General features: G+C 58.0%; 19 protein-coding genes. 10 read left to right on the forward strand and 9 right to left on the reverse strand.

Features of this window, described 5'->3' with window-relative positions; translation table 11 throughout:
- Positions 1 to 19: 19 nt before the first annotated feature.
- Genes AC2FHX_RS07030 through AC2FHX_RS07055 form a run of 6 tightly spaced genes read right to left on the reverse strand, consistent with a single transcriptional unit; the run spans position 20 to position 10,718 of the window.
- Positions 20 to 2,002 (reverse strand): DNA/RNA non-specific endonuclease, encoded by a 1,983-nt coding sequence (locus tag AC2FHX_RS07030; RefSeq protein WP_496700795.1) that lies wholly within the window; start codon positions 2,000 to 2,002, stop codon positions 20 to 22.
- Positions 2,003 to 2,053: 51 nt separating this feature from the next.
- On the reverse strand, positions 2,054 to 5,176 hold the full coding sequence (locus tag AC2FHX_RS07035) for an ATP-binding protein (RefSeq protein WP_496700793.1): 3,123 nt from the start codon (positions 5,174 to 5,176) through the stop codon (positions 2,054 to 2,056).
- On the reverse strand, positions 5,173 to 6,981 hold the full coding sequence (locus tag AC2FHX_RS07040; protein ID WP_496700791.1) for a S1 family peptidase: 1,809 nt from the start codon (positions 6,979 to 6,981) through the stop codon (positions 5,173 to 5,175). Before AC2FHX_RS07040 ends, AC2FHX_RS07035 begins: the two co-directional genes overlap by 4 nt.
- Positions 6,982 to 6,988: 7 nt before the next feature.
- A complete protein-coding gene (locus AC2FHX_RS07045) occupies positions 6,989 to 8,596 on the reverse strand; it encodes a S8 family peptidase (RefSeq protein ID WP_496691729.1) in 1,608 nt (535 codons plus the stop codon).
- Positions 8,583 to 9,284 (reverse strand): copper chaperone, encoded by a 702-nt coding sequence (locus AC2FHX_RS07050; RefSeq protein ID WP_496700789.1) that lies wholly within the window; start codon positions 9,282 to 9,284, stop codon positions 8,583 to 8,585. The genes AC2FHX_RS07045 and AC2FHX_RS07050 overlap by 14 nt, the downstream gene beginning before the upstream one ends.
- A 6-nt stretch (positions 9,285 to 9,290) precedes the next feature.
- Positions 9,291 to 10,718, reverse strand: coding sequence for a tyrosinase family protein (locus AC2FHX_RS07055; protein ID WP_496700788.1), 1,428 nt, complete (start codon positions 10,716 to 10,718; stop codon positions 9,291 to 9,293).
- Between the two features lie 364 nt (positions 10,719 to 11,082).
- Here AC2FHX_RS07055 and iolG point away from each other — a divergent pair, with 364 nt between their 5' ends.
- The 10 genes from iolG (at position 11,083) to petA (ending at position 21,476) form a co-directional block, all read left to right on the forward strand.
- On the forward strand, positions 11,083 to 12,096 hold the full coding sequence (gene iolG, locus AC2FHX_RS07060; protein WP_496691726.1) for an inositol 2-dehydrogenase: 1,014 nt from the start codon (positions 11,083 to 11,085) through the stop codon (positions 12,094 to 12,096).
- Positions 12,097 to 12,213: 117 nt separating this feature from the next.
- On the forward strand, positions 12,214 to 13,134 hold the full coding sequence (locus tag AC2FHX_RS07065; protein ID WP_142635704.1) for a sugar ABC transporter substrate-binding protein: 921 nt from the start codon (positions 12,214 to 12,216) through the stop codon (positions 13,132 to 13,134).
- A 68-nt stretch (positions 13,135 to 13,202) separates the two neighbouring features.
- The gene (locus tag AC2FHX_RS07070) at positions 13,203 to 14,309 is read left to right on the forward strand and encodes an ABC transporter permease (RefSeq protein WP_142635706.1); all 1,107 of its coding nucleotides are present in this window, start codon (positions 13,203 to 13,205) and stop codon (positions 14,307 to 14,309) included.
- A 1-nt stretch (position 14,310) separates the two neighbouring features.
- Positions 14,311 to 15,132: an ATP-binding cassette domain-containing protein gene (locus AC2FHX_RS07075; RefSeq protein ID WP_142635708.1), complete on the forward strand. Its 822-nt coding sequence runs from the start codon at positions 14,311 to 14,313 to the stop codon at positions 15,130 to 15,132.
- 83 nt (positions 15,133 to 15,215) lie between these two features.
- On the forward strand, positions 15,216 to 17,048 hold the full coding sequence (gene iolD / locus AC2FHX_RS07080) for a 3D-(3,5/4)-trihydroxycyclohexane-1,2-dione acylhydrolase (decyclizing) (protein ID WP_496700786.1): 1,833 nt from the start codon (positions 15,216 to 15,218) through the stop codon (positions 17,046 to 17,048).
- A complete protein-coding gene (gene iolE / locus AC2FHX_RS07085; RefSeq protein ID WP_496700784.1) occupies positions 17,045 to 17,944 on the forward strand; it encodes a myo-inosose-2 dehydratase in 900 nt (299 codons plus the stop codon). Before iolD ends, iolE begins: the two co-directional genes overlap by 4 nt.
- Positions 17,945 to 17,992: 48 nt before the next feature.
- Complete coding sequence (locus AC2FHX_RS07090; protein WP_496700782.1) at positions 17,993 to 19,174, forward strand: phytanoyl-CoA dioxygenase family protein; 1,182 nt, start codon at positions 17,993 to 17,995, stop codon at positions 19,172 to 19,174.
- A gap of 39 nt (positions 19,175 to 19,213) precedes the next feature.
- A complete protein-coding gene (iolB, locus tag AC2FHX_RS07095) occupies positions 19,214 to 20,020 on the forward strand; it encodes a 5-deoxy-glucuronate isomerase (protein ID WP_496700781.1) in 807 nt (268 codons plus the stop codon).
- Positions 20,017 to 20,775 (forward strand): SDR family NAD(P)-dependent oxidoreductase, encoded by a 759-nt coding sequence (locus AC2FHX_RS07100; protein ID WP_496700779.1) that lies wholly within the window; start codon positions 20,017 to 20,019, stop codon positions 20,773 to 20,775. Before iolB ends, AC2FHX_RS07100 begins: the two co-directional genes overlap by 4 nt.
- 89 nt (positions 20,776 to 20,864) lie before the next feature.
- Positions 20,865 to 21,476, forward strand: coding sequence for a ubiquinol-cytochrome c reductase iron-sulfur subunit (gene petA, locus AC2FHX_RS07105; RefSeq protein ID WP_496700777.1), 612 nt, complete (start codon positions 20,865 to 20,867; stop codon positions 21,474 to 21,476).
- 9 nt (positions 21,477 to 21,485) lie between these two features.
- Here petA and AC2FHX_RS07110 read toward each other — a convergent pair whose 3' ends face one another.
- From AC2FHX_RS07110 to iolC, 3 genes are read right to left on the reverse strand one after another with little or no spacing between them, the layout of a single operon-like run.
- Positions 21,486 to 22,325, reverse strand: a complete 840-nt coding sequence (locus AC2FHX_RS07110) for a class II fructose-bisphosphate aldolase (RefSeq protein ID WP_496700775.1) — start codon at positions 22,323 to 22,325, stop codon at positions 21,486 to 21,488.
- A complete protein-coding gene (locus AC2FHX_RS07115) occupies positions 22,322 to 23,158 on the reverse strand; it encodes a 5-deoxy-glucuronate isomerase (protein WP_496700773.1) in 837 nt (278 codons plus the stop codon). Before AC2FHX_RS07115 ends, AC2FHX_RS07110 begins: the two co-directional genes overlap by 4 nt.
- Before the next feature lie 9 nt (positions 23,159 to 23,167).
- Entirely contained in the window at positions 23,168 to 24,136 is a 969-nt protein-coding gene (iolC, locus tag AC2FHX_RS07120) for a 5-dehydro-2-deoxygluconokinase (protein WP_496701045.1), read from the reverse strand.
- Positions 24,137 to 24,138: the final 2 nt, after the last annotated feature.

Genomic DNA, 24,138 nt, shown 5'->3' on the forward strand with positions numbered 1-24,138 from the left:
GAGTATTCATCCGCCACCCTCAGATTACGACGTTGGCAAAGCTCTCGACTGTGACGATCGGACGTGGTTGTCCCGCCAGGCTTTCTGCATCGGTCAGACGCTGCGCCAATGGGTCGGCGTCGCTAAGGGGGCCAAAGTTCAGCCCGGTTAATTTTTCCAAATCCCGGACGCGGATCTGGAATGTCTTATAGGCACCAAACTCAAATCCACCGACAGATTCCACGCTCCCCTGGTTCGAGAGCATCTGTTGGATGACCTCAACCTGGCTGAGTACATAGGCGGTGGAATGAAGGCGAAGAATGCCTTCGCTGCCATCCTCTTCGGCCAGCATGGTCACAAGCTTGAAGAACTTCAGGGGTACCGGCGATCCGGTATCTTTCAACATCGGCTCGTCACCGGTCAGGATTGGTCCGGTGAACACACAGGCCTTGAATCCATGTGTGCGCACATTTGTCATGATAAAGTTCTCAAGACCCAACCATTGCGCGTGGCTCCGGTTAAAGGCCCGGTGCTGCGGGGCAGCAGCGGTATAGTGAAAGCTGTCATCATTGGCCTGTTTGGCCTGTGCATCATCGACACCCCAATTTGTCGCCGCACGGCGAACCAGGTGGCCCCGGTCAATATCCGCGTGATCATAATCCTCTTTGCCGAGTTGGACATTTGCTGGGATGCGCAGGTCGGCGAACCACTTGTCGCTACCTCGTTTTTGCGGTCTGGTCTTGGCACCATCGATATTTAGCGCGGCAATGATCGGTGTTTTGAAAGTCGCAGAATAGAGAATGCCGAAATTCTGATAGCGCAATTCGTTGGGGCGTTCCGGGGTCGCATCCGACGGAGTGGCAAGTCCAAACGCATTCGGTACCACCGGCAGAGGCACCTCTGCCACCTGAAGGAAGTCCGGGTTGTACCCGTCGCGCGGTTCAAAATGGTCTGCGTCATGGTTTCCGTCAGGTCGTTCTGGCCGGACGATTTCAGTTCCGGGGATCGAGGTCGGCACCGCCCCGTCCAACAATGCGTTGACCGTGCTGATCCTGACCGCCGAGTTTCCGACGCCGAAGGTACCTGCATAATGCAGACCAACTGCTTTGCCGCTGTCCAACGAGATCACAGGCGAGCCCGAGTTGCCGCCCAAAGTCGTGCAGTCATGGCGCAGGATCGTCACGCCGCCATCTTCGATGAGAAATCCGGGCGAAAAGCGTTTCACGTCATACAGGTCGTTGAAATAGTTGGACATCTGCGTGGGGTCATTGCGCAGGGAATCCTTGGCGGGATACCCGATCACCGCGACGCATTCGCCGTGCTGGGCATCCGTATCGGCGCGCGGGATCGGCGCAGGCGTGAAATTGGCCGTATCTGCGGGCAGGTCGATCTTTCCAAGCGCGATATCTGCGGCCGCATCTTCGGCGATATAGGTGAACTTGCGAATGTCGAAAAGCCGTTCGGGGTCTTGTGCCGCGCCGACCTCTTCGAGGAAATCTATCCGGGCGCCATAGCGGGCATTGCCAGGGGCAAACATGAAGACACCATCGCCCAGGAAACTGCGCCGCGCGACCAGCTTGGCAACATGGCGATTGGTGATGATCAGCAGATGGTCGTCCTTCTTTTCGATCACCCAGCCAGTGCCACCCCAGCTAAAGTCATGATTGATAAACTCGATCCGCCCGACCGAGGCGATATTGTCTTCGGCCTTGCCGATACGAATGTCGATATCCGGCGGAAAGTCGGATGACAGCGATTGTTTGCCTTCAACCTTGCCGCCGCGCACGATCAGGGGCGGACGTCCGACCGCGCGCACGATGGCTTCAAGTTGCGAGGGCGTAGAGCCAAAGCTTTCTAGCTTATTCATCTGCGCGCCCATCAATTCACGGGCACGATCCGGTGTCAGGCCCATTTCGCCAAGAATGCCCGGACTGGTATCCAGAACCTCACGCGCCTTGTCGATTGTTCCGGCATTTCCAAGGCCTTCCAGCCGGCTGAATGTTTCCTTTTCGAAATCGCTCATGGCATTGGTTCCTCAGCTAGTATGAAGTTTTGAAACTCAGTCGATATGCCTCTAGGGATCGAGGTATTTTGGCCCCCGCCCTGTTTCGGCAAACATGGTCAGTGCCGGATGAAACACCACGGGCGCCCGGCTTTTGGTAAGCCAACCAAGGATTTCCTCTGTTCCTGAACCATGGGTGAGCCCCCGAGCAACTGGTGCAAGGCGGCGTTGCAGGGTTTGAGTGGACTTACCGCGCCCTTCGTTCAAAGGATCCGCCCAGAAGTTTAGAACTCGGTCTGCCAGACCATGACTGCCGCGTTCCAAAAGGTCGACGGTTCGACTTGATGTCAGGTCGCTCCATTTCCGTGTGGAATTCCATTCTGGTGGCGGTGGTGAGGGGAAGGCCCAATAGCCGCCGATGACTTGTTGCCAACGTCTTGCCGCGCGTGCGAGCGTTGGCAAGTCAGGGATCGGGTGGTAAAAACTGTACCCCTCGGCCCAATCAGCGGTAAGGCCCATCGCGCGCAATAGCGAAATCACATCCGTTGGACGCTCTGACAGCTGGGACATCGCATTGTTGATTCCCTGTAAACCCGGGGCAAAAATGTCAGCCGCTTCATAAAGGCCGGTGGCAAGGTTGGACAAATCGCGCAGAACACGACCCCGGCCACTTGCTTGAAACTCTTCCACAAGCGCCAGCATCCGGTCGAAATAGGGATTCAATGGGGCCAACGCGAGCCCGTAATCATCCGTCGGTAAAGCGGGGTCGGGCATGTCCGGCTCTGAATATTCCAGCCCGAACTCCTGACGGATACCCGCCGCATAGCGGAGCCTTTCATAGGTCAGCTCGCGTGGGCCGTGATCCAGATAGGGGGCGATCAGGCCCAGAACCTCATGATCACCCTCAAAGCTCATACCCGTTGCCAGAAGAGCGAATTCAAGCGCTGCTGACTGCATTCCAATTCGAGACGAGCTGTTCACGACGCGAAGAGCTATGTCGCGAAAGTCCTTATCGCGGAGTCGGTTAACGAGCTCCTCGAATTCAAACTCGGCATAAATCTCTAGGAGCATCCGGCCTTCCAGTTCGGGCCTTTGTTGTGCCTCTCTCAGCAAGGTATCTGCTGGCAACAAATTGAATAGGCTTCGCGCCATGGACCAATGACCGCTCTGCCAGTTGTGGCACAGGATCAGGATGCCAACTTCGCTTGCCGGATCATAGGCGCCTTTCAATCCTTCGCGTATGATATGTGTTGCCTCGCGGCGCTGGCCCTGCTCCAACATCGCTCGCAGGTCTTTGACTGCGCGACTATCTGGTGCGGCCACATAACCGCGACCTTTGACGATCCGTGCTCGTGCCGTCGCGGCCTTGGACTCAACCTGTACAAGGTCTTCGGGGGGAAGTTCAGAACCGCTGTCCAGCCCAGTGGCGCCGTATTCCCGTTGTTTGGTTTCTTGCACCGGGGCCGAGCGCTGGCCGCGAGCTTGACGGATCAGGTCCTGCGCGTCGATTGGCAGCTCTTTCAACAGCTGTTCGGGGAAGCGTTCAGCCAGTGAGGGATTGATGCTTGGAGGGGCTTCTCCGACGCGCATAAGCTGAAGCGAATGGTACAGGAACAGCAGCGGATCGCGGTCGGCGTAATACGCACAGGCCGCGCGGTTGACCTGCGCGGTTTCGATGGGGCTTTGGCTGTAGGTCGGTTCCAACAGGTCCCGCCGCATATCGGCCTTATGGGTCAGTTGACCTTCGGTGGCGGCGTCCATCAGCCAGGATTGCAGGCCAAGATCCGCGACGATTGTGCCTGCTTCGCTGCTGAGGTCACCCAGCCCAAGCGCCGGTGCAACGATGCCGTTCAGGTTGTCGGCGTTTATCTCGCTTAGAACCAAGCCGTAATTGGCAATGCCACGTAGGTGTACTGGCAGGCGCGATGTGATGGCCCGGTTCACGATGCCCGCGGCAATCGGGTCATTCTCGTCTTCGGTGACTTCGGCCAATCGGCCCTCGGTCTGCACCTCGTCAATCAGCAGCCGCAATTTCAACGGATTGCCCTGACAGCGCAAAATGATCTGATCGCGGAATTCCTCGGGGATTCCGGCCTCATCCAGCGTTTGATTGACCAACTCGTCTTCGATCTGGTCGAGCTTGATGTATTCGCCCCGTCTTGGGTGATCTTCGCCGAAAATCGGCCCGCGACCGGCTGAGATGATCGATACTTCGATCTGTTCCTTTTCGACAAAGCGATCCAGATCGTTCATGAGGTTATTCACGAAGGTCGCGCCCTGACCATGCAATACTTCGAGCGTATCCAGCAGGATAACCAGGCGCAGACCGGCATCAGCCACCGCATTGATCATCGCCCGGATCAACTGACGCGGTGTAAGGTCCGAGCTTTCGTATATCTCCCGTGTGACCTGTTCGGAATAGCGCAACCGCAATTTGCGGAGTTCGGGGGCCGCTTGGGGTATTGCGGTACCGATCTGACGCGAGATCTCTTCAAAGATTGGACCGGTCTGCAATGAAGGCTGATCGAAATCCAGCCGGATCAGGATGACGTCTTCGCGTTCGCTTGTAATCTGGATGATGCGTTCCAGCAGGTAGGATTTTCCGATCCCGTACTGACCTTCGATATGCAGGGTTTTCAAAGGGGCCGAGCGCATAGGGTGGTCGATCCAGCGTTGAATCTTGTCGATTTCGCTGACACGCCCCACGAATTTTTCACCCAGGCGCTCTTTTGACCGGCGCTCGCGTCTGAGCAGGTTCAATCGGCTGCGCAGCCTGAACAGGCGGTCATATCCCGGCGCTTTTTGGCCTGCACGCTCTAACGTGACAAGGTGCTGCGACAGGTTTTGTTCATCTGTTTCCGCCTCGATAAGGTGATCCAGAGCGCCCGGTGCGAAACCTTCTCGTCCCGACAGAGCCTGCACGATATCGGTCTGCGTTGCCGCCGAGTCGAACTCTTCGATCCCGGACAATTCGCGATGTCGTGCAGTCAGGCGCAGTATCCATTTCGTAGAGCTGCCCGACTTATCAACATGGCTCAACTCGCGCAGGGATGACATCAGCCGGGCCCGTAGCACCCGGTTGCCGTACTCATCTTCGCTAAGCACCTCGCGCATAAGCTGCCGTGGTTCAAATGCCCCGCGAAGGGCTGCGGCGCGCAGCAGACGCGAACGGAGTTCTTCCTGCGCCTGGTTCATTCTTCTATCTCCAGAAAGCGTTTGGCCTCTTGGCGAACACGGGTGACAACGGTTTCCAGATGTTCGCCATCGAATTCACCTGTGTTGTCAGGGCTCAACCCGGCCAGAGCAGAGTCCACCATTGCCCGTCGAGCAGCCGGTGTCAGCTCTTTTGCCGGGTCAAGCGAAGTGATCATGCTGTTAATTGTAGCCTCAACATCGCTACGTGTGAATGGTCCCAGCTCTTCCACCAATAGGCCGCTGCGCTGCGCGCCGTCGACAGCGCCGACATTGGCAAAACGCAGGGGCGACAGGCGATAGGTCTCATAGCCTGCGAGGATCAGGCGCAGATTCTCGGATGTGGGCAAGCATTTGGCGATGTGCTCGAACTGTACCTGGGCACGTGGTGAGAGCCCTTCGGGCGGGTTGTCGAAATAGATCCACCATGTTTGCCCTGCGGTTTTGGCGGCCTGATCCATGTCAGCAATCAGGGTCTCCGCGCGGCTGCCTTCGAATGCAACATCGGTAGTCTGGGCGGCGGTTGTTCCAGCAGCAGCGTCTGGCGAGGCGACGGTCCCGTTGGCCTTCTCGGCAAGATCAGCAAGCAAATCGTCCGTATTCAGGGTCGGCCCCAATCGGATGCAACGATGTTGCGGCGCGGCGTTAGGTGCTTCTTGCATCAACAGATAGGATTCCAGCATGTCATAGCTGAATCCGAGACCACGAATAGACGTCGTATCCTCGCGCCTGATCCAGATCCCACGCAGTTTGGATTTGGGATGATCCAGCATATGGGCAAGCCCGGATACGAATTGGTTGCGGCCGATGATGATGGTCCCGTCAATGTCGCGGCTCAGCGACCACATGTCCCGCTGTTTCGAGTTCTTGCTGATCAGATCTTGGAAGTCGGGGTCATCGTGGAACTGCTCGAAAGGGACAAGCCGTTTCGTTGTCTCCCATTTGCCCTGGTGGATGCCCAAAAACCTGAACTGGCTGTCAAAACCGGGGCCACCCGATGACCCGCCGGATGTGTCGATGTCATGAGGGAACCGCTTGGCGCCAGGTTCTCGGTGCACTTTGCCGGGCATGAACCCCTTGGTGACACCTTCGGGGTAGTGGACCAATGTGAACAGGTCCGCGCCCTCAAAATCGGGGGGGTCGCCGGTCACATCGACACTGCCATAGGTATGCCCCAGCGGCAGGAATATCCGCAGCAGCGCGATATCCACCTCATCGCCCGGCGGCAGGTTTCCGGTCTTTTCACTGGTGTGATAGGGCCAGAGCTTTACGCATTTTGCCCGGTACCGTTTTTCGTCCGAGGCAAGTATTTCAAGCCGTGGGTCGACCCCGGCGGGCACGGAGTTAAGCGGGTCCAGAACATGGGCTGCGGTCAGCACCAGGTTTGGGGCCACAAACGCGCCGGATCCTTCGAATGTGTTGTTGATCCAGATCTGACAGCGAAAGCTTTCCGCGCGCGGGGCAAAATCGCCCAATGCGGCAAAGTCGAACGAATTATTTGCCGGTGTGCCGATCAAGGTGCCGTCAAACCGAGCGATGTTTTCGGCAAAAATCAGGTTACGGTCGCGCGGCACAGGGTCGGCGCCGCGCGCGCGCAGAAAGTTGAGGAACTGCTTGACCTTCGCAGCGTCGACCAGAATTTCCAGCAAGACATCGGCAAGCGTTTCGCCGATATCTTCGTCTACACTTTCCTCGACGGCTTCATAATTCACCGGGTCATCAGGGTCGGGAAACAGCGCAGTCAGAGCATGACGCACAATCGGTTCATGCTTTCGGATTGCAATCCGGATATGCGCTGCATTCACCATCCGTGGCTTATCCCATGCCCAAATAGGCGCTGAGGGCCGGTTTGTCCGACAATGCGGTGTCCAGCCCCGAGGTCGGGGCGTCTTCGCCAACCATGGCCTCGGCCCCACCATCGCTTTCGACGATACGCTTCCGGGCCCCGCGACGATAGCTGAGCCAGATGATCTCATTGGCGTAATCGGCCATGTCTGGGGTAATTTCTCCGGCGGCCTCGCTGTCTGTTCCCGCAAGATGCGAGACCAGAATGTTCAATGTCGGGGTTGCATTCGGGTCGGGTGCTGCCGGACTTTCAGCGCCTGTTGGCAGTGGCGCATTCAGGACCGCCTGGGCATTGATGATGCCCGCGCCAAGATCGGTGGCGCCGTTCCAGACGGCTGGCTTGCTCATCCCGTGTTTGGCACAGTGCAACCACATCGCCTGAACGGTGGTCCCAGCATTCTGGGCCTTTTGCAACAGCGCCGCCCGACCGCCGTGATGTGCGACCCACAGCGCTGCAACGCCTCCAGTCATTGAGGTGGCAAGCGTGGTACCCTGGCTGGCGCGGATACCCGAGTTTGGGTCGGTCGCCTTGTTCTTGGCCGCGCCCCACACGTTTTCGCCATAGGCCGAAAAGCTGACCTCGGGGCCACGCCCAGTTTTGCGCCAGGGGCGTCTGTCGGGCTGCAGTGCAGCGACCGCTGTGCAGATTTCCAGTGATGCATAGGCGGCGGGAAAGACCACGTTCGGATAGCAGTTGCCCGCGGCGCAGACGATGACCAATCCGGCCTGTACCGCATTGCGCAACGCCTGTTCCGTCGAAGAGACCCGTACCGGCCCGCCAAGCGCCATCACGATGACATCGGCGTTTTGGCTGACCGCATGAGAGATTGCCGCAGGAATACGCAGCTGGGTCATGTCGATCACCGATTTGATCGCCCGGATTGGCAGAACCTTGGCCGCAGGGGCCGTACCGGTTATCGCCCCCGGCGAGGTGGTATCGCCATTCATATCGGCCCCGCCCCGCGATCCGACGACCGAGGTGACAAGCGTGCCATGACCGGGATGTTTAAGGACGCCGCCTGAAAACCGGTCACGCGCATCCCCGTTCCCTTCGACAAAATTCCACATGCCGTTGGTTTCGATCACGCCCGCCAGTTCGCTATGGTCGGAATAGCCCGTGTCGATCACCGCGACCTTGCTGCCCTGACCCCGGGTGTGCTGCCAGGCCAGCGGTGTCTTGATCCGTTTGTGGTGCCAGCCATAGGGCCGAGAGTTGTCACGCTTGGTTTCGCAGAAACTGAGAAAGCTCTCCGTACCCACATGTGCCGCGCCATACAGGCTGTCTGGCAAGACCGGGTTGGCCTCGGCTACGTCCAGCGCCATACGGAGGGCACGGCCAAATGCAAAAACCTCACGCTCTTGGCCTTTTGGATCGATCTCGGGGAATTCAACAAAGAAAAATCGATCCGCATCTGCGTCGAAGACCGCTTGGGTACTGGTGGCAACATCAGGAAGTGCACTACCCACACGTTCTTGAATAGCCGACAAGGATTGGGGTGTATCCGAGACCACTTCAATGACTAGCGGATCGCCGTCGAGCGAGACATCGGACCTTGTTAGGGCGTCATATTCCTGCATGGCAAATATCCTTATACAAAAGCAAAAGATGGTGGGGCGCATGGGCCAACGCCGTAAGCGCAAGCGCGGTCAGCAACAGGGTGAATGCGCTGGCGCGGGGGTCGGGGCGAAGAACGGCGCGCTCCGACAGGATGATCACAGTCAAAAAGATCATAATGGCAAAGTCATGGGTCCCTAGCATGACAAGCATCATCGGCAAGCAAGAGGTGATGCAATCGCGCGCATAGGTCAGCCCAAAGATCAGCACATCGCGGTCGGCACTAGGACCAAAGGCGGCCAGGACCGGACGGCTGTGGCATTTCCTTAATGCGCTGCGTTTTTGCGGGCTGAACTGCCATGCTGCGGCGCACAGGCAAGCCAACGGCGCGAACACGGTTTGGTGCAGAACCGGCGCCAGAAGAAACGCAGCAAGCGCGCCTGCGACCAGCCAGGCCAACAGATATGGCAGAACAAACAGAAGTGCCGCGCGTGATCTTCGATCTGCGAAGCTGCGCGCGCGGACATGTGCGATCTGCGGAACAAGCGTTGGAAGCATCATCGCCAGAACCATCGCCGGCCAATGCAATGAGGGCGCGGGCACCAAAGCAAGCCAAAGCCATGCAAGCGCTGCCACGCCAAGTGTCGTGCGTATTTCGATATCGGCCCGTCCAAACAGGCGAGGGCGATCTATTCCGGTAGCCGACGCCATGGGCGATCAGTCGAAATAAAGGTTTATGCGGCCGATCTCAATGTCTGGCTGCTGTTCTGTTGGGGCGATCTGTTCCAACCCTGGTACTTGGCCAAAGGCCTCGCTGTCATCAAACATCCGTTGAAACCGGATTTGCAACCTGTTGGCGTCGCCTTGGCTCAGCCCCAGTGCAAAGGCCAGCTTTGTGATCTCGTAAGTCACCGCAAGGCCGTTGCCGCCATGTGGACCGTCCGGGTTGCTTGCCTGTTCAAGGCCGAACGGCGACAAGGTGCCAATAATCGCTGGCGGCAAAGCGTCATCCGGAAGATCCAGCATGACGCGGTAAGATCCGGGCATGCCACGGCCCTTGATCCCCTCAAGATGCAGGTGAACGCGCCGGGTGGTGCCGGGGGCCTCTGCGCCGGAAATCAGCGCGACTGAAGTGTCGAGCTTTACGCCGGCAGTGGTCATTGCACCACGCAACTTGACCGGAGCTTCGCTTGCGCCGGCAAGCTCGGGTTCCTTGCCTGCCATGACAAACTCCTCTGCTGGAATGGCGGGTTCTACTGCGGGTGGAACGCCGTCATATTGAAACCCGTGCAGGACGTTTGTGCTGTCCAGCATTTCTTCGCTGTTGAAGGTGAATGCCGTGCCATCGCCATCATGCATCGAGAATGTCTGGCCAGTGCGCCACAGTGGCGAGGGTGGGGCGACATGGCTCGGGTCGGCGTTGCGCCAGACTTCCCATAGCCGATCAATGTTGCAATGGTGCAGCCAGAAAATCGGATCAAAGGCCGCAGTGGCCGGATTTGCCATAAAACCGCCAGAGCCCCCAATCCAAACGTGTATATCGTTATGGGGCGTGCTTTCCAATGCGCCATTGTCCCCACCGCCGGGGTGAAACCCGGTTTGCGGGCCACCAAACCCTGATGAGAATCCGGGCGTATCATTGGTGAAATCTTCATGATCCAACGCATCCAACGACACCACGTCGTCCGGAAATCCGAAATCTCCATTCACCACTACACGTCGGCGGGAAAACAGGAAGTTGCGCGTGCCGTCTGACTTGGTCGGCTCACGGAACGCCACAGGAAGGCGGCGCGCATTCGGGTTTTCTGACAGGGGTTGGGAATAGTCCCAATAAGGCAGCGCCCAATCCTGCGGCCCGCCCAGATCGGCGACGGCTTTGCCGACGACGGCCTCAAATGCGGTGATATATCCGCGGTGCCAGGGCAGGAAGAACCAGCTTTGGTGCTGGCATTGGTTCCAGAATTGTCCGGAACCGGGAATGTTCGGAAAATTCTGCGGCTGCCCATGAACTGCGCCCATGAAAAACCACGATGTCGGGTCTTCCAGATCTCGGTCCCAGAGAGCTTCGACAGCACGCTCATACCAGATCAGAGTTTCGTCGTTGGCTGGCAGGGTCCAAACGTTTTTGCGGATTCTTGTGGCCATAACAATACCTCAAACTGCAAATAAATCTTGGAATCTAATAATGCGCCGAGTGTAACACTTGCGTGGTTTTATGTTAACCAAAATGAATCCAAGCCATAGCAGGGTAGGCCTGGCAGGTGTTGACTGTGCCAATGTGCGTTTCCCAGATAAGATGAATTCAGGGTGACGCGCGGCCTTTCGCTTGCGTTCTAAGTCAGAGGCGCCAGTTACTGTATATTTGTGAATTGGACGGCCGCAGCTGCAGTGGGCACACATGCCGAGTACCCGAAAACAAGGGTGAATTCGAGTAACAGTGAAATAATTCTTGCAACCGGTTGCAAAGAGAATCATTGTGGTGTCGAAAAAAGGGATTCGGGGGCGCGGGATGCTAAAAGTAGGATTGCTGGGGGCTGGGCGCATTGGGCGTGTTCACGCGCAGGCTATTGCGGCGCATCCCTACAGTGAACTGAGCGCGGTGTCTGATGCACTGCCCGAAGCTTCGGCGCGTTTGGCTGAGGAATTCGGGGCCAGTGCGCGACAGTCACAAGAGATTATTTCCGATCCTTCGATAAATGCAGTGCTGATCGCCACGCCGACGGATACGCATTCCGACCTGATCGAAGCGGCCACTCAAGCCGGAAAAGCGGTATTGTGCGAGAAGCCGGTTGATTTGAGCCTTGATAGGGCTGTCGCCTGTCAATCCGTTGCAAAAGCCACCGGCCAGCCCGTCATGGTCGGTTTTAATCGTCGATTCGACCCGAATTTTGCTGCTTTGAAGGCCGCGTTTGAGGCTGGTGAGGTCGGCAAGGCCGAGTTGTTGTCCATTACATCTTTCGACCCAGCGCCGCCACCGGTGAGCTATGTCAAAGTATCAGGAGGGCTGTTTCGGGACATGATGATTCATGATTTCGACATGGCGAACTTCCTGATGGGTGACCTGCCGGAAGTAATCTCGGCAGTGGGCACATCGGTTGTTGACCCCGAAATCGGTGCCGTAGGTGATGTGGACACGGCGGTCGTGACAATGACTTATGCAGATGGCCGGATCGCTGTGATCAAAAACTCTCGGCGTGCGGCTTATGGGTATGATCAGAGGGTTGAACTGTTGGGATCAGAAGGGATGCTTCAGGCGCAAAATATCCTTGAAAACTCAGTAGTTAAGTCAACTTCGAATGGCGTGACCGGTGCCAAGCCGACTTACTTTTTCCTTGAACGCTACATGTCTGCCTATCGCGCCGAATGGGATGCATTCGTTAGGTCAGTAAATTCTGGATCAGGGGTGCCTGTAACTCTGGACGACGGTGTCGCCGCGCTTGCTATGGCCGAGGCCGCAACCCGTTCTGCGCAGTCCGGACAGTCGATGGTTTTGGCCAAAGTTTTGAAACCGGTTGCAAAATGATCGGATATGCGGAAACTTGGGGCAGCTTCGCCCCGGATCGGGGCGAAGAAGATTCGGTTTAATCGGAAGATTGGGGCCAAGACCCCAACACACTGTTCAAACGGGAGGAGAAACCATATGAATAATTTCTTTAAAGGCGCACTGGCAGCTGGTGCACTGGCGATGGCCACGCCTGCATTCGCGCAGGAGATCGTCGTTGTGTCTCATGGTCAGGCCAATGACGCCTTCTGGAACGTCGTGAAAAACGGCGTTGAGCAAGCGGGCAAGGATGTCGGCGTGAACGTGGAATACCGCGCACCCGAGACCTTTGACATGGTTGCGATGTCACAGCTGATCGACGCCGCCGTGAACCAGGAACCGGACGGGTTGATTGTCTCGATCCCGGATGCCGATGCGCTTGGCCCGTCAATCGAACGTGCTGTTGCTGCCGGAATTCCAGTGATCTCGATCAACTCGGGTTCGGACGTGTCCAAACAGCTGGGCGCATTGCTGCATGTCGGTCAGGACGAGTTTGATGCGGGCAAGGCCGCAGGCGAAAAGCTGGCTTCGATGGGTGGCGCGAATGCGATCTGTGTGAACCACGAAGTCGGAAACGTGGCGCTTGACCTGCGTTGCGCCGGTTTTGCCGAAGGCTTTGGTGGCAGCGTAGAAGTTCTGCCGACCTCGAACGATCCTTCAGAAATCGAAGCGAAGGTCTCGGCCGCTCTGGCCGCGAATGACGCTGTCGACACAGTCATGGCGCTGGGTGCAAGTTCGGCTGGTGAACCCACGGTAGCGGCTGTGAAAGCATCGGGCCGTGATGTGAACGTGGCCTCGTTCGACCTGTCTGCGAACTTCTTGCAGTCCATCGCCGATGGAGATGCGGCATTTGCCATTGACCAGCAGCAGTATCTGCAGGGCTATCTGTCTGTGAACTTCATGGGCCTGCATGCCAAATACGGTCTGATGCCAGGTGGCAACGTGCCATCGGGTCCGAACCTGATCACACAGGACAAGGCAGCCCAGGTTATCGACCTATCGGCACAGGGTATCCGCTGATCCGTTTGGGACAGTGAAAAACAGAAACGGCGCCAGGTGCGCCGTTTCAACCGAATTGGGAGGGAAACATGAGTGAGTCAGCGCCCGTCACTACGGACGAACGCGTAAAGAAAGAACCGTTTCTGACCAAGCTGATGAAACGTCCAGAGCTTGGTGCCATGGCCGGTGTGGTCCTGGTGGTCATTTTCTTCGCGCTCACGGCAGACGATTCCATGTTCACGCTGGCTGGAGTTATGAACTTCATGACGCCTGCGGCACAGCTGGGTATCCTGGCTATCGGAGCGGCGCTGCTGATGATCGGGGGTGAGTTTGACCTGTCGATCGGTTCGATGGTTGCCTTTGCAGGCTTGTTCTTTGGTGTCTGCGTGGTGACTTGGCAGTTACCTCTGATCATTGCGATCCCGATGACATTTGTTTTTGCGGCCTTTGTTGGGGCGGTGAACGGCAATATCGTCATACGGTCGGGCCTACCTTCTTTTATTGTAACTCTGGCTTTCCTTTTCATTCTGCGCGGTCTCTCACTGGTGGGTCTCAAAGCAGCCACTGGCGGGTCAACCCAGCTGCGTGGCGTGCGCGATGTAGTCGAAAACGACTGGCTGGCCCCGTTCTTCTCGGGCGAAGCTTTTGCCGGTTTGTTTGCCTGGCTGGCTGCAAACGGATTGATCGATACATTCAAAAACGGGGCGCCGAAAGTACCGGGCATTCCGGTCGAGATTCTGTGGTTTATCGTTCTGGCCCTAGCGGCGACCTATGTTTTGCTGCGGACCCCAGCTGGAAACTGGATTTTTGCCGCCGGTGGCGACAGCAATGCGGCGTCGAATTCTGGTGTGCCGGTGAGCCGTATCAAAGTGTCTTTGTTCATGCTAACCGCCTGCTGTGCGGCGCTGGTCGCAATCATCACCGTGATCGACGCGGGATCGACCGATGCGCGCCGTGGCTTCCAGAAAGAGTTTGAGGCCATCATTGCGGCGGTGATCGGAGGTTGTCTGCTGACCGGCGGCTATGGATCGGCCATCGGGGCATTCTTTGGCGCGATCATCTTTGGCATGGTGGTCATTGGGCTGACTTACACGGATTTCGATCAGGACTGGTTCCAGGTGTTCCTGGGCGCAATGCTTCTGATCGCGGTATTGTTCAACAACGCCATCCGCAAACGCGTAACCGGGGAGCGCTGATATGACTGAAGACAGCAAGTTCCATCACGGGGATGCGGTAAAGGATGTCGCGCCGATCGTGCAAATGAAGAATATCGAAAAGCACTTTGGCAACATTATTGCTTTAGCAGGCGTCAGCTTTGACGTCAGGCCTGGCGAATGCCACTGCCTGCTGGGCGACAACGGTGCCGGAAAGTCGACCTTCATCAAGACCATGTCCGGAGTTCACAAACCCACCAAGGGCGAGATCTTTTTCGAAGGCAAACCGCTGCAATTTGACACCCCACGCGATGCGATGGAGGCGGGCATTGCGACCGTGTTTCAGGATCTGGCGATGATCCCGCTGATGAGTGTGACGCGGAATTTCTTCATGGGCCGCGAACCGACTAAGGGCAAGGGATTGCTGAAACGGTTCGATATCGACCAGGCCAATGAGGTCTGTATGGCCGAGATGCGCAAGATGGGTATCAATCTGCGCGGGCCGGATCAGGCCGTTGGAACCTTGTCAGGAGGTGAGCGCCAGACAGTTGCCATTGCTCGCGCGGTTTACTTCGGGGCCAAGGTCCTGATCCTGGACGAACCGACCTCGGCACTTGGGGTACGTCAGACATCGAATGTTTTGGCAACCATCGACAAGGTGCGTAATCAGGGCGTGGGTGTGGTGTTTATCAGCCATAACGTGCGCCATGCGCTGGCAGTGGGTGATCGCTTTACCGTGCTCAATCGTGGCAAGACGCTGGGCACGGCCACACGTGGAGAGATCACACCCGAGGAATTGCAGGACCTGATGGCCGGAGGTCAGGAAATGGCCCAGCTGGAAGGCTCTTTGGGCGGAACGGTTTAACCGTTCCCCCGTCTGGGCCACAGGCCCGCTAATTTCGAAATTGCAGGAATGGCCGAGATGGCCTTGTGTTGAAAGGTATCACTATGGGCAACACAGTCCGACTGACCGCAGCGCAAGCTTTGGTGCGCTATCTGGGCGCGCAGATGAACGAAGCTGGCGAGCCCTTTATCGCCGGTGTCTGGGCCATTTTTGGCCATGGCAATGTGGCCGGGCTGGGCGAGGCGCTGCACGGCGCGAAAGACAGCCTGCCAACCTATCGCGGGCAAAATGAACAGACAATGGCACATTGCGCGATTGCCTATGCCAAGCAGACGCGGCGGACGCGGGCGATGGCGGTGACCTCATCCATTGGACCAGGGGCCACCAATATGGTCACCGCGGCGGCGTTGGCGCATGTGAATAGGTTGCCGGTTCTGATTATCCCCGGCGATGTGTTTGCCACCCGCGGGCCTGACCCTGTGTTGCAACAGATCGAAAGCTTTGGTGATGGTACGGTTAGCGCCAATGACTGTTTTCGCCCGGTCAGCCGGTACTATGATCGCATCTCGCGGCCTGAACATCTGTTGACGGCCTTGCCCCGCGCCTTTCGCACCATGACCGATCCGGCCGATTGCGGGCCTGTGACGTTGGCCTTTTGCCAGGATGTTCAGGCTGAAGCCTATGACTATCCCGAGAGTTTCTTCGAGCCGAGGGTCTGGTATCAGCGCCGCATTCGCCCGGATGAGGCGGAGTTGGCCCGTGCGGTGGCTGCGATCAGATCAGCCAAACGTCCCGTTATCGTTTCCGGAGGTGGCGTGCATTACTCCGGAGCGACGGATGTGCTGCAGAGCTTTGTGGAATCCCACAATATCCCGATCACCGAGACGCAAGCCGGGAAATCGGCGCTGGCTTGGGATCATCCGTTGAACCTTGGCCCGGTTGGTGTAACCGGTGGCGAACCGGCCAACGCCACCTGCGCCGAGGCCGATCTGGTGCTTGCTGTTGGGACGCGGTTGCAGGACTTTACCACCGGGTCCTGGGGGCTGTTTTCCAATCCGAACCGCGAGATGATCTGCCTGAACACAGCCGCCTATGACGCCGAAAAACACGGCGCAATGCCGCTGCAAAGCGATGCGCGTGTCGGGTTAGAGGAACTTGGCGAAGCCTTGCACGGCTACCGGGCCGACCCGGTGGCGGACACGGTGAAGGCAGATTGGTTTGGCAAGGTGGATGCACTGACCGACGCGCCCGGTGATGGAAACGCGTTGCCTACGGATATGCAGGTGGTGGGTGCAGTGCAACGCGCCTCGGACAATAACACGGTAGTCATGTGCGCCGCGGGCACGATGCCAGGTGAGCTGCACAAGCTGTGGAAAGCGCCCCGCCCAGGTGCCTATCACATGGAATACGGATTCAGTTGCATGGGCTATGAAATCGCCGGTGCAATGGGCATCAAGATGGCCCAGCCTGATCGCGACGTCATCTGCTTTACCGGTGACGGCACCTATATGATGGCGAACTCCGAAATGGCGACGGCAGCGATGATGGGCATCTCCTTTACTGTCGTCGTGACCGACAATCGTGGATTTGGCTGCATCAACCGCCTGCAAATGGGCACCGGCGGGGCCGAGTTTAACAATCTGCTGGATCATGCGGTGCACGAAACGCCCTCGGCCATAGACTTCGCTGCGCATGCGGCGGCGATGGGGGCGACTTCGGTCAAGGTGGGCTCGATCGTTGAGCTGGAGCAGGCATTGGCCAAACGTGGCGAAGTCACCGGCCCCTATGTGGTCGTCATAGACACCGATCCGTACCCGTCGACCGAATATGGCGGCACCTGGTGGGAAGTGGCCGTGCCCGAGGTCAGCATCCGCCCGGAAGTGAATGAAAAGCGCGCAGCCTATGAGGTTGCCATCAAAGAAAGAAACACGAAATGAGCGTGAAGATCGGCATCTCTCCGATTGCATGGCAGAATGATGATCTGCCGGACCTGACCGCGGCTTACACGATGGAACAGGCCCTGAAAGAGGCGCGCGAGATCGGCTATACCGGCGTCGAACGCGGTCAGCGGATGCCCGGCGATACCGAAGGTCTGCGCGCCTATCTCGACACCAATGATATCGCCCTGTGTGGCGGTTGGTGTTCTGGGGCTTCTCTGGTTAACGATTTTGCCGCCGAGCGCGAGGCCGTGCGAGCGCAGGTCGAACAATTCGTAGCGCTCAACAGCCCGTGCATCGTCTATGCCGAATGTTCGAACACCGTGCAGGGGCAGATCGGGGTCGCGGTTAATGACCGGGTGAAACTGTCCCGGGATGAGGTGTTGGCCTATGCCGCCAAAATCACCGAGCTGGCCAAATGGATGGCTGATCAGGGCATGCCGATGGCCTATCACCACCACATGGGCACGATTATCGAAAGCGAAGAGGATGTGAACTGGTTGATGGAAGGGTCGGGCCCCGAGGTCGGCTTGTGCTTTGATACCGGCCACTTGCTGTTTGGTGGCGGCAACGTGATGGCGACCCTCAATCGGTGGGGTGACCGGGTGCATCACGTCCATTTCAAGGATATCCGTCCGGCGGTCGTACAGGATGTGCGCGAAAACAACCGCAGCTTCCTGGATGCTGTCGTCGCGGGAGCGTTCACTGTGCCTGGCGATGGTTGCATTGATTTTCAAGCCGTGGCGAATGCGTTGAAATCTATGGGTTATAGCGGCTGGATCGTGGTCGAGGCCGAACAGGACCCCGCCAAGGCCCCACCCCAAGAGTATTCCAAGATGGGCTACGACCACATTGTCGATGTCTGCGCTCAGGCAAGATTGGAGATCACCAACTAACAAACCGTCCCAAGGGGCAACACCAAGGCCATGAAGAAGGAGAAAATCATGGTAAGTCAAAGAATTGGATATGTCGGGTATTTTGACCGGGAATCCTGTGATCTGGACGAATTCAAGGTGTTGACCTCTCGGAAACTGACCTCGGACATGGTTCCGCAGGCCGCGATGATCGAAAAGAACGTCCCCGTCTATGACATGAATGCCCTGCGTCCCGCGCTGGAAGATACAGGGCAACGGCGCGCTTTGATGGCGGAATGGGGCCATGTGCTGAACCAATCCGCCGGGGTGATCGCGCTGAAAGGGGCCTATCAGGATCTGTCGGTGATCGACCGGGCGACCGAGGTTTTTCGGCAGATCATCGACGAGGAACGCCAAAGCGGCGAAGGCGAGGGTGATCATTTTGCCGCCTCGGGTGCGAATGACCGGATCTGGAATGCGCTGCAAAAGCACTGCCTGCGCGATCCGGAAGGTTTCTCAAAATACTTCGGCAACGCTGCTGTTGCCACCGCCTGCGAGGCATGGCTGGGGCCGAACTATCAGGTCACGGCTCAGGTCAATCAGGTCCGCCCCAGCGGCAAGGCACAGCAGGCGCATAGGGACTACCATCTGGGCTTTCAGACCGCTGAAAGCGCTGCACGGTACCCTGTGCATGCACATCTGCTGACGGCGGCGCTGACCTTGCAGGGGGCAGTGGCACATTGTGACATGCCGGTGGAAAGCGGGCCCACCAAACTGTTGCCGTTTTCACAGCTATATCCAGCCGGATATATTGGCTTTCACGACCCCGCGCACAGGGACCACTTTGAGAAGAGCTATGTTCAGGTGCCGTTGAACAAAGGCGACGCGGTATTCTTCAACCCCGCGCTGTTCCACTCGGCCGGCGAGAACCGCAGCACGGATATCGACCGTATGGCGAACTTGTTGCAGATCTCATCCGCTTTTGGTCGTGCGATGGAGGCCATCGACCGCCGGTCCATGGCGCTGGCCGTACTGCCGTCACTGGTGGCCTTGAAGCGAAGCGGCGAGCTGACTGGGTCCGAGCTGGACGCGGCCATCGCGGCGACTGCCGAAGGCTATCCGTTTCCGACAAATCTGGACACAGATCCCCCGATTGGCGGTAATGCTCCGGAAAGCCAGGCGGATATCTTGCGGCGTGCGGTCGCCGAAGAATGGACGCCAGAGCAACTGACCTCGGCACTTTCGGCGTTGAAAACCCGACAATCCGCCTGACGTTACGAACCGGGCCGGCGCGCCCAGAAAGGAGGCCCCATGGCCAACCTGCTCAGGAAACCACGCGGCCCCGATGGCAAGGTGCATGACATCACCCCTGCCTCTGCGGGATGGCGCTATGTCGGGTTCGGTCTTTACCACCTACGCGCAGGTGACAAGGCGACCGAAGAAACCGGTGACAATGAGGTCATCCTGGTCATGGTCGAGGGCAAGGCGCATATCACCGGGGCCGGGCAGGATTGGGGTGTGCTGGGTGACCGCATGGATGTCTTTGAAAAGACGCCGCCGCATTGTCTGTACCTGCCCAACGGAACCGATTGGCAGGCTGTGGCGGAAACCGATTGTGTTGTGGCCGTGTGTTCGGCCCCCGGCAACGGCGGCCATCCGGCGCGTCGGATCGGGCCGGATGGCATCACGCTGACCGAGCGTGGAAAGGGTGTGAATACGCGCTATATCAACAATATCGCGATGGAGGCCGAAGACGTCGCCGACAGCCTGCTGGTGACCGAGGTCTTCACGCCCAACGGTCATTGGTCCTCCTACCCCAGCCACCGCCATGATGAGGATGACTATCCCCGCATTACCTATCTGGAAGAGACCTATTATCACCGTCTGAACCCCTCGAACGGGTTTGGCATCCAACGGGTCTATACCGATGATGGTGATCTGGACGAGGCTATGGCCGTGTCGGATGGTGATGTCGTGCTTGTGCCTCGGGGGCATCATCCCTGTGGCGCACCATATGGGTTTGAGATGTACTACCTGAACGTCATGGCCGGTCCATTGCGGAAATGGCGCTTTGTAGCCGCCCCCGAAGTAGAATGGATCATGGAGCGCGACGCATGAGCACGAATTTCGCCAACTACCCGGGTCTTGCGGGAAAAACAGTCTTTATCACCGGCGGGGCCGGGGGGATCGGCGCCGAAACGGTTCGCGCCTTTGCCGCCCAGGGGGCCAGGGTCGGGTTTGTTGATCTGAACGCAGATGCGGGCCAAGCGCTGTTGGCGGAGCTGGACGGGCAGCATGCCTTTGCCCAATGCGATTTGCGCGACATCGATGCGCTGCAAGAGGCATTCGGGCGGCTGGTCGCCGTGCTGGGCGAAGCGGATATTCTGGTTAACAACGCCGCACATGACGAACGCCACGACTGGCGCGAAGTGACGCCGGGATATTGGGATGACCGAATGGCCACCAATATCCGCCATATGTTCTTTGCCATCCAATCGGTGGCCCCGGGCATGATCGCTAAGGGCAAGGGGGCCATCGTCAACCTGGGCTCGAATTCCTGGTGGGAATGCGGGGCGGGATTCCCGGCCTATGCCACCGCCAAATCAGCCGTCCACGGCCTGACCCGCACCATGGCGCGCGAGCTGGGCGACCATCGCATCCGGGTGAACACGGTGGTTCCGGGCTGGATCATGACAGACAGGCAAAAAGAGCTATGGGTGACCCCCGAAGCGCTGGCCAAGCAATTGGATCGTCAATGCCTGCCGGACCCGATTGACCCGGTCTATGTCGCCAGAATGGTGCTGTTTCTGGCCTCGGACGACGCCGCGATGTGCAGCGCGGGGAACTTCATGGTCGAAGGGGGCTCGATCTGAGGAGAAGTTCAGAGTGAACGAACAGAAACCCCTTTTCATCAACATGTTTCAGAGTGCATTCGAAGCTGGATAGCTTTAGTGTATTGTAGATGTCGAAGATCACACGCAGAGATTTTCTGGTCGCCGGGGTGGCATCCGCGTCAGCAATAACGTCGCCATTGGCAGCAGACGCTCAGACATGGAGTCAAAAATACCGACGAAACCATCCGAAGGAAACGATCAGGGTCAATGTCGACGGAATGATCCCCGGCCAGCAGATCGAATTGAAACTAGATGGACTGCCGATTGCCATTCGGTATCGCACCCAAATTGAAATTGATCAGGCGCGTGCGATACCGATGTCAGATTTGATTGACCCACTTTCAAGAAATGCCAATTTGCCGGGCGATGCTTTGGCCTCGGATGAAAATCGGACACTCGACAAAGAGGGCAGATGGTTTGTCTACCGTCCCGTTTGCACCCATTTAGCTGTAGTCACGCTCCCATCAAAGCCCCCGGTTGGGAATGAGAAAAGCTGGATAAATTGCCCAGTTCACGGTGGACGGTTTGACTCGGCTGGGCGAGTCATCGCGGGCCCGGCGCCTCAAAACCTTCCGATCCCATTAGCCAGATTCACATCTGAAAACCTGGTCGAGATTGCCTCTCACGGCAGCTATATGCTTGAGAACCAGATCCGCGATGGGCTCCCGGCCGAATGGTAACGTGACGCCCTAGCGCTGCGGGGGGGCGCCGAAGGCTCGGATCACGGTGCGGGCGGCGGCCTCGACCGGGTTGTGGGTTTCCTTCAGGATGGTGACGCGGTCGAACCTGTCCGGATCGCGGTTGACGGCCTCTCGCATCGCTGTGCCGAAGGCCATGCGCAGTTCGGTCCCGATATTGAACTTGCAGATCGAGGTCTCGCGCGCCAGCTTCATACGCTGCTCTACCGGCACACCGGACCCGCCATGAATGACCAAAGGCACTTCGGTCACGGCATCGATTTCGGCGATACGCGCCTCATCCAGGCCACCTTCTTTGTTTTGCTGCAAGTGAACATTGCCAACCGAAATCGCCATCGCGTCGACGCCGCTTTCGCGTGCAAACTTCGCGGCTTCCTCGGGGTCGGTACCATTTGAGCCTTCGCCACCGGAATACCCCACAAAGCCGATCTCTCCCTCGCATGAAATCCCTGCCGCATGGGCCATTTCGGCAATGGCCGCGGTCTCATCGATGTTTTTCTGCAATGGCTTGCGCGACCCGTCGAACATCAGCGAGGTAAAGCCGCTGTCCAACGCGATTTTGCAGTCCTCGAACGTGTACCCATGGTCCAGGTGGGCGACGACGGGGACAGAGGCGTTTTCGGCCAGATAGCGGAACATCTTGCCCAGAATGGGCAGGGGTGTGTGCTCGCGACAACTGGGACCGGCCTGCAGGATCACGGGCGCGTTCTCAGCTTCGGCAGCGGCCACATAAGCGCGCATGTCTTCCCAGCCCAGGGTCACCAGACCACCGACGGCATAGCCTTGATCATAGGCAGGTTGCAGAACGTCTTTCAGTGTGGCGAGGGTCATTTGAATTTTGCAATCATGTCTTTGATGCCCGGTATGGTTTCGATCTGATAGGCATGGGTGGGCTGGAAATACTGGACCAGCGAGCGTTGGGTCAGGCCGCCGAGGATCGTGAAATAGTACATCTCATACCCCGGCAGGACGCAGCAGGGGTGATAACCCTTGTCGATACAGACGGTCGATCCGTCCATGATATGATAGGCGTCGCCCGGTTCGTTATCCTCGCGCTGCAGCATCTGCAGGCCCGAGCCCCAGTTGGGTTTGAAACGGAAATTATAGGTCTCGTCATGGCGGGTTTCATCCGGCAACCGGTTGGTATCGTGTTTGTGGCTGGGAAACCCCGACCATCCCCCCTGACCCACGGTGAACAACTCACTCACCAGCAGACGGCCCACCTTGTCATGCTGTTTCTGGCCCAGGATGTGCTTGATCTTGCGGTGGGTTTTGGTGTCGTCGCTGCCGTATTGTACCAGATCATGCTGGCGGACATCGAACGGGTCCAGAACCTTGTCGTATCTGGCGCCTGCGATGAAGACTTCGGAATGATCCGAGGCGCAGACGATCTGCACCTTGGCGCCAACGGGTGCATAAACGCCCTCTGGCTCTCCATCCCAGACATCCTCTCCTCGGTTGCCCAGCTTGGCAAATTGCACGCCTTCGACATCCACATCGACCGTACCTGTGGCCGGGACGATGCAGGTCTCATATCCCGGCACTTGATATTCGAACGCCTCGCCCTGTTTCAGTTTGACGATGTTGAAATAGTTCAGGGGCACCATTGGGTCATCGGCATCCACGATGGGTTTGTTCAGGTTCTCATAGGGGGCGATATGCATTGGGATCTCCTATGCCGTGGGGCCGGGATGGGTGGCCAGAAACGTGTCCAGCTGTTCGGTGGTCGGCATAGCGGGCGCGCAGCCGGGTTGAGACACGACGATCGAGGCGCAGGCCGAACCGCGCATCACCGCGTCCTTCAGCGAGTACCCCGCTGCAACCGAGGCCAGTAACCCGGCCATGAAACTGTCACCTGCGCCATTCGGCTTGACGGCAGTCACCGGATAGATGCCTGTCTGAAATTCCTGCCCGTCCATCAGCGTGATGGCGCCTTTTTCACCCATTTTATAGATCACCACGCGGCCTGGTTTGGCCGCCAGTTCCTGCGCCTTGGCAAACCCTTTGTTTATCCCGCCCGCCATGAAACCGAATTCTTCGTCATTGCCTACGATCAGATCACTGGCGTCACCGGCGCGGGACAGGACCTCGGACGCGACTTCGGGTGAGGGCCAACTGTAAGGGCGATAGTCTATGTCAAATATTACGGGCACACCGGCCTTACGGGCCATGTCGATGGCCCGGAATGTGGCGCTGCGCGAAGGCTCGGCCGCAAAGACGGTTCCGGCCGAGATCACAGCCGAGAAGGAGCTGAAATCGACCTGGTCCATATCCTCTTCGGTGACTTGGAAATCGACTGCGCCATTGCGGTAGATGACATTCTGGAAATCTTCTGTCCGGCTTTCGTAGATTGCCAGCGACATGCGGTATTCGCCCCTTACAACCCGTATGTTGGACGTATCGACGCCGTAATGCGCCAGCCGGTTCAGGCAGAACCGCGCGACCGCGTCGTCAGATACCGAGGTGATCAGCGACGCTTGACTGCCCAGCTTGACCAGACCCACACATATATTTGCCGATGAACCGCCCAGATCGGCCCGGAACGCGTCGGCATCCTCACTTTTCTCACCGATGGGATCGGCAAACAGGTCCATGCCCGCACGACCCAAGACGCCAAAGCGGTTTTCTTTGATACCGTCCATCA

Source organism: Ruegeria sp. CDSC042, assembly GCF_059610745.1.

What these genes read in the sequence shown, in the direction of transcription:
- AC2FHX_RS07030 (WP_496700795.1), bottom strand. Translation starts at nt 2,002, where the DNA reads ATGAGCGATTTCGAAAAGGAAACATTCAGCCGGCTGGAAGGCCTTGGA.
- AC2FHX_RS07035 (WP_496700793.1), bottom strand. Translation starts at nt 5,176, where the DNA reads ATGAACCAGGCGCAGGAAGAACTCCGTTCGCGTCTGCTGCGCGCCGCA.
- AC2FHX_RS07040 (WP_496700791.1), bottom strand. Translation starts at nt 6,981, where the DNA reads ATGGTGAATGCAGCGCATATCCGGATTGCAATCCGAAAGCATGAACCG.
- AC2FHX_RS07045 (WP_496691729.1), bottom strand. Translation starts at nt 8,596, where the DNA reads ATGCAGGAATATGACGCCCTAACAAGGTCCGATGTCTCGCTCGACGGC.
- AC2FHX_RS07050 (WP_496700789.1), bottom strand. Translation starts at nt 9,284, where the DNA reads ATGGCGTCGGCTACCGGAATAGATCGCCCTCGCCTGTTTGGACGGGCC.
- AC2FHX_RS07055 (WP_496700788.1), bottom strand. Translation starts at nt 10,718, where the DNA reads ATGGCCACAAGAATCCGCAAAAACGTTTGGACCCTGCCAGCCAACGAC.
- iolG (WP_496691726.1), top strand. Translation starts at nt 11,083, where the DNA reads ATGCTAAAAGTAGGATTGCTGGGGGCTGGGCGCATTGGGCGTGTTCAC.
- AC2FHX_RS07065 (WP_142635704.1), top strand. Translation starts at nt 12,214, where the DNA reads ATGAATAATTTCTTTAAAGGCGCACTGGCAGCTGGTGCACTGGCGATG.
- AC2FHX_RS07070 (WP_142635706.1), top strand. Translation starts at nt 13,203, where the DNA reads ATGAGTGAGTCAGCGCCCGTCACTACGGACGAACGCGTAAAGAAAGAA.
- AC2FHX_RS07075 (WP_142635708.1), top strand. Translation starts at nt 14,311, where the DNA reads ATGACTGAAGACAGCAAGTTCCATCACGGGGATGCGGTAAAGGATGTC.
- iolD (WP_496700786.1), top strand. Translation starts at nt 15,216, where the DNA reads ATGGGCAACACAGTCCGACTGACCGCAGCGCAAGCTTTGGTGCGCTAT.
- iolE (WP_496700784.1), top strand. Translation starts at nt 17,045, where the DNA reads ATGAGCGTGAAGATCGGCATCTCTCCGATTGCATGGCAGAATGATGAT.
- AC2FHX_RS07090 (WP_496700782.1), top strand. Translation starts at nt 17,993, where the DNA reads ATGGTAAGTCAAAGAATTGGATATGTCGGGTATTTTGACCGGGAATCC.
- iolB (WP_496700781.1), top strand. Translation starts at nt 19,214, where the DNA reads ATGGCCAACCTGCTCAGGAAACCACGCGGCCCCGATGGCAAGGTGCAT.
- AC2FHX_RS07100 (WP_496700779.1), top strand. Translation starts at nt 20,017, where the DNA reads ATGAGCACGAATTTCGCCAACTACCCGGGTCTTGCGGGAAAAACAGTC.
- petA (WP_496700777.1), top strand. Translation starts at nt 20,865, where the DNA reads ATGTCGAAGATCACACGCAGAGATTTTCTGGTCGCCGGGGTGGCATCC.
- AC2FHX_RS07110 (WP_496700775.1), bottom strand. Translation starts at nt 22,325, where the DNA reads ATGACCCTCGCCACACTGAAAGACGTTCTGCAACCTGCCTATGATCAA.
- AC2FHX_RS07115 (WP_496700773.1), bottom strand. Translation starts at nt 23,158, where the DNA reads ATGCATATCGCCCCCTATGAGAACCTGAACAAACCCATCGTGGATGCC.
- iolC (WP_496701045.1), bottom strand. Translation starts at nt 24,136, where the DNA reads ATGGACGGTATCAAAGAAAACCGCTTTGGCGTCTTGGGTCGTGCGGGC.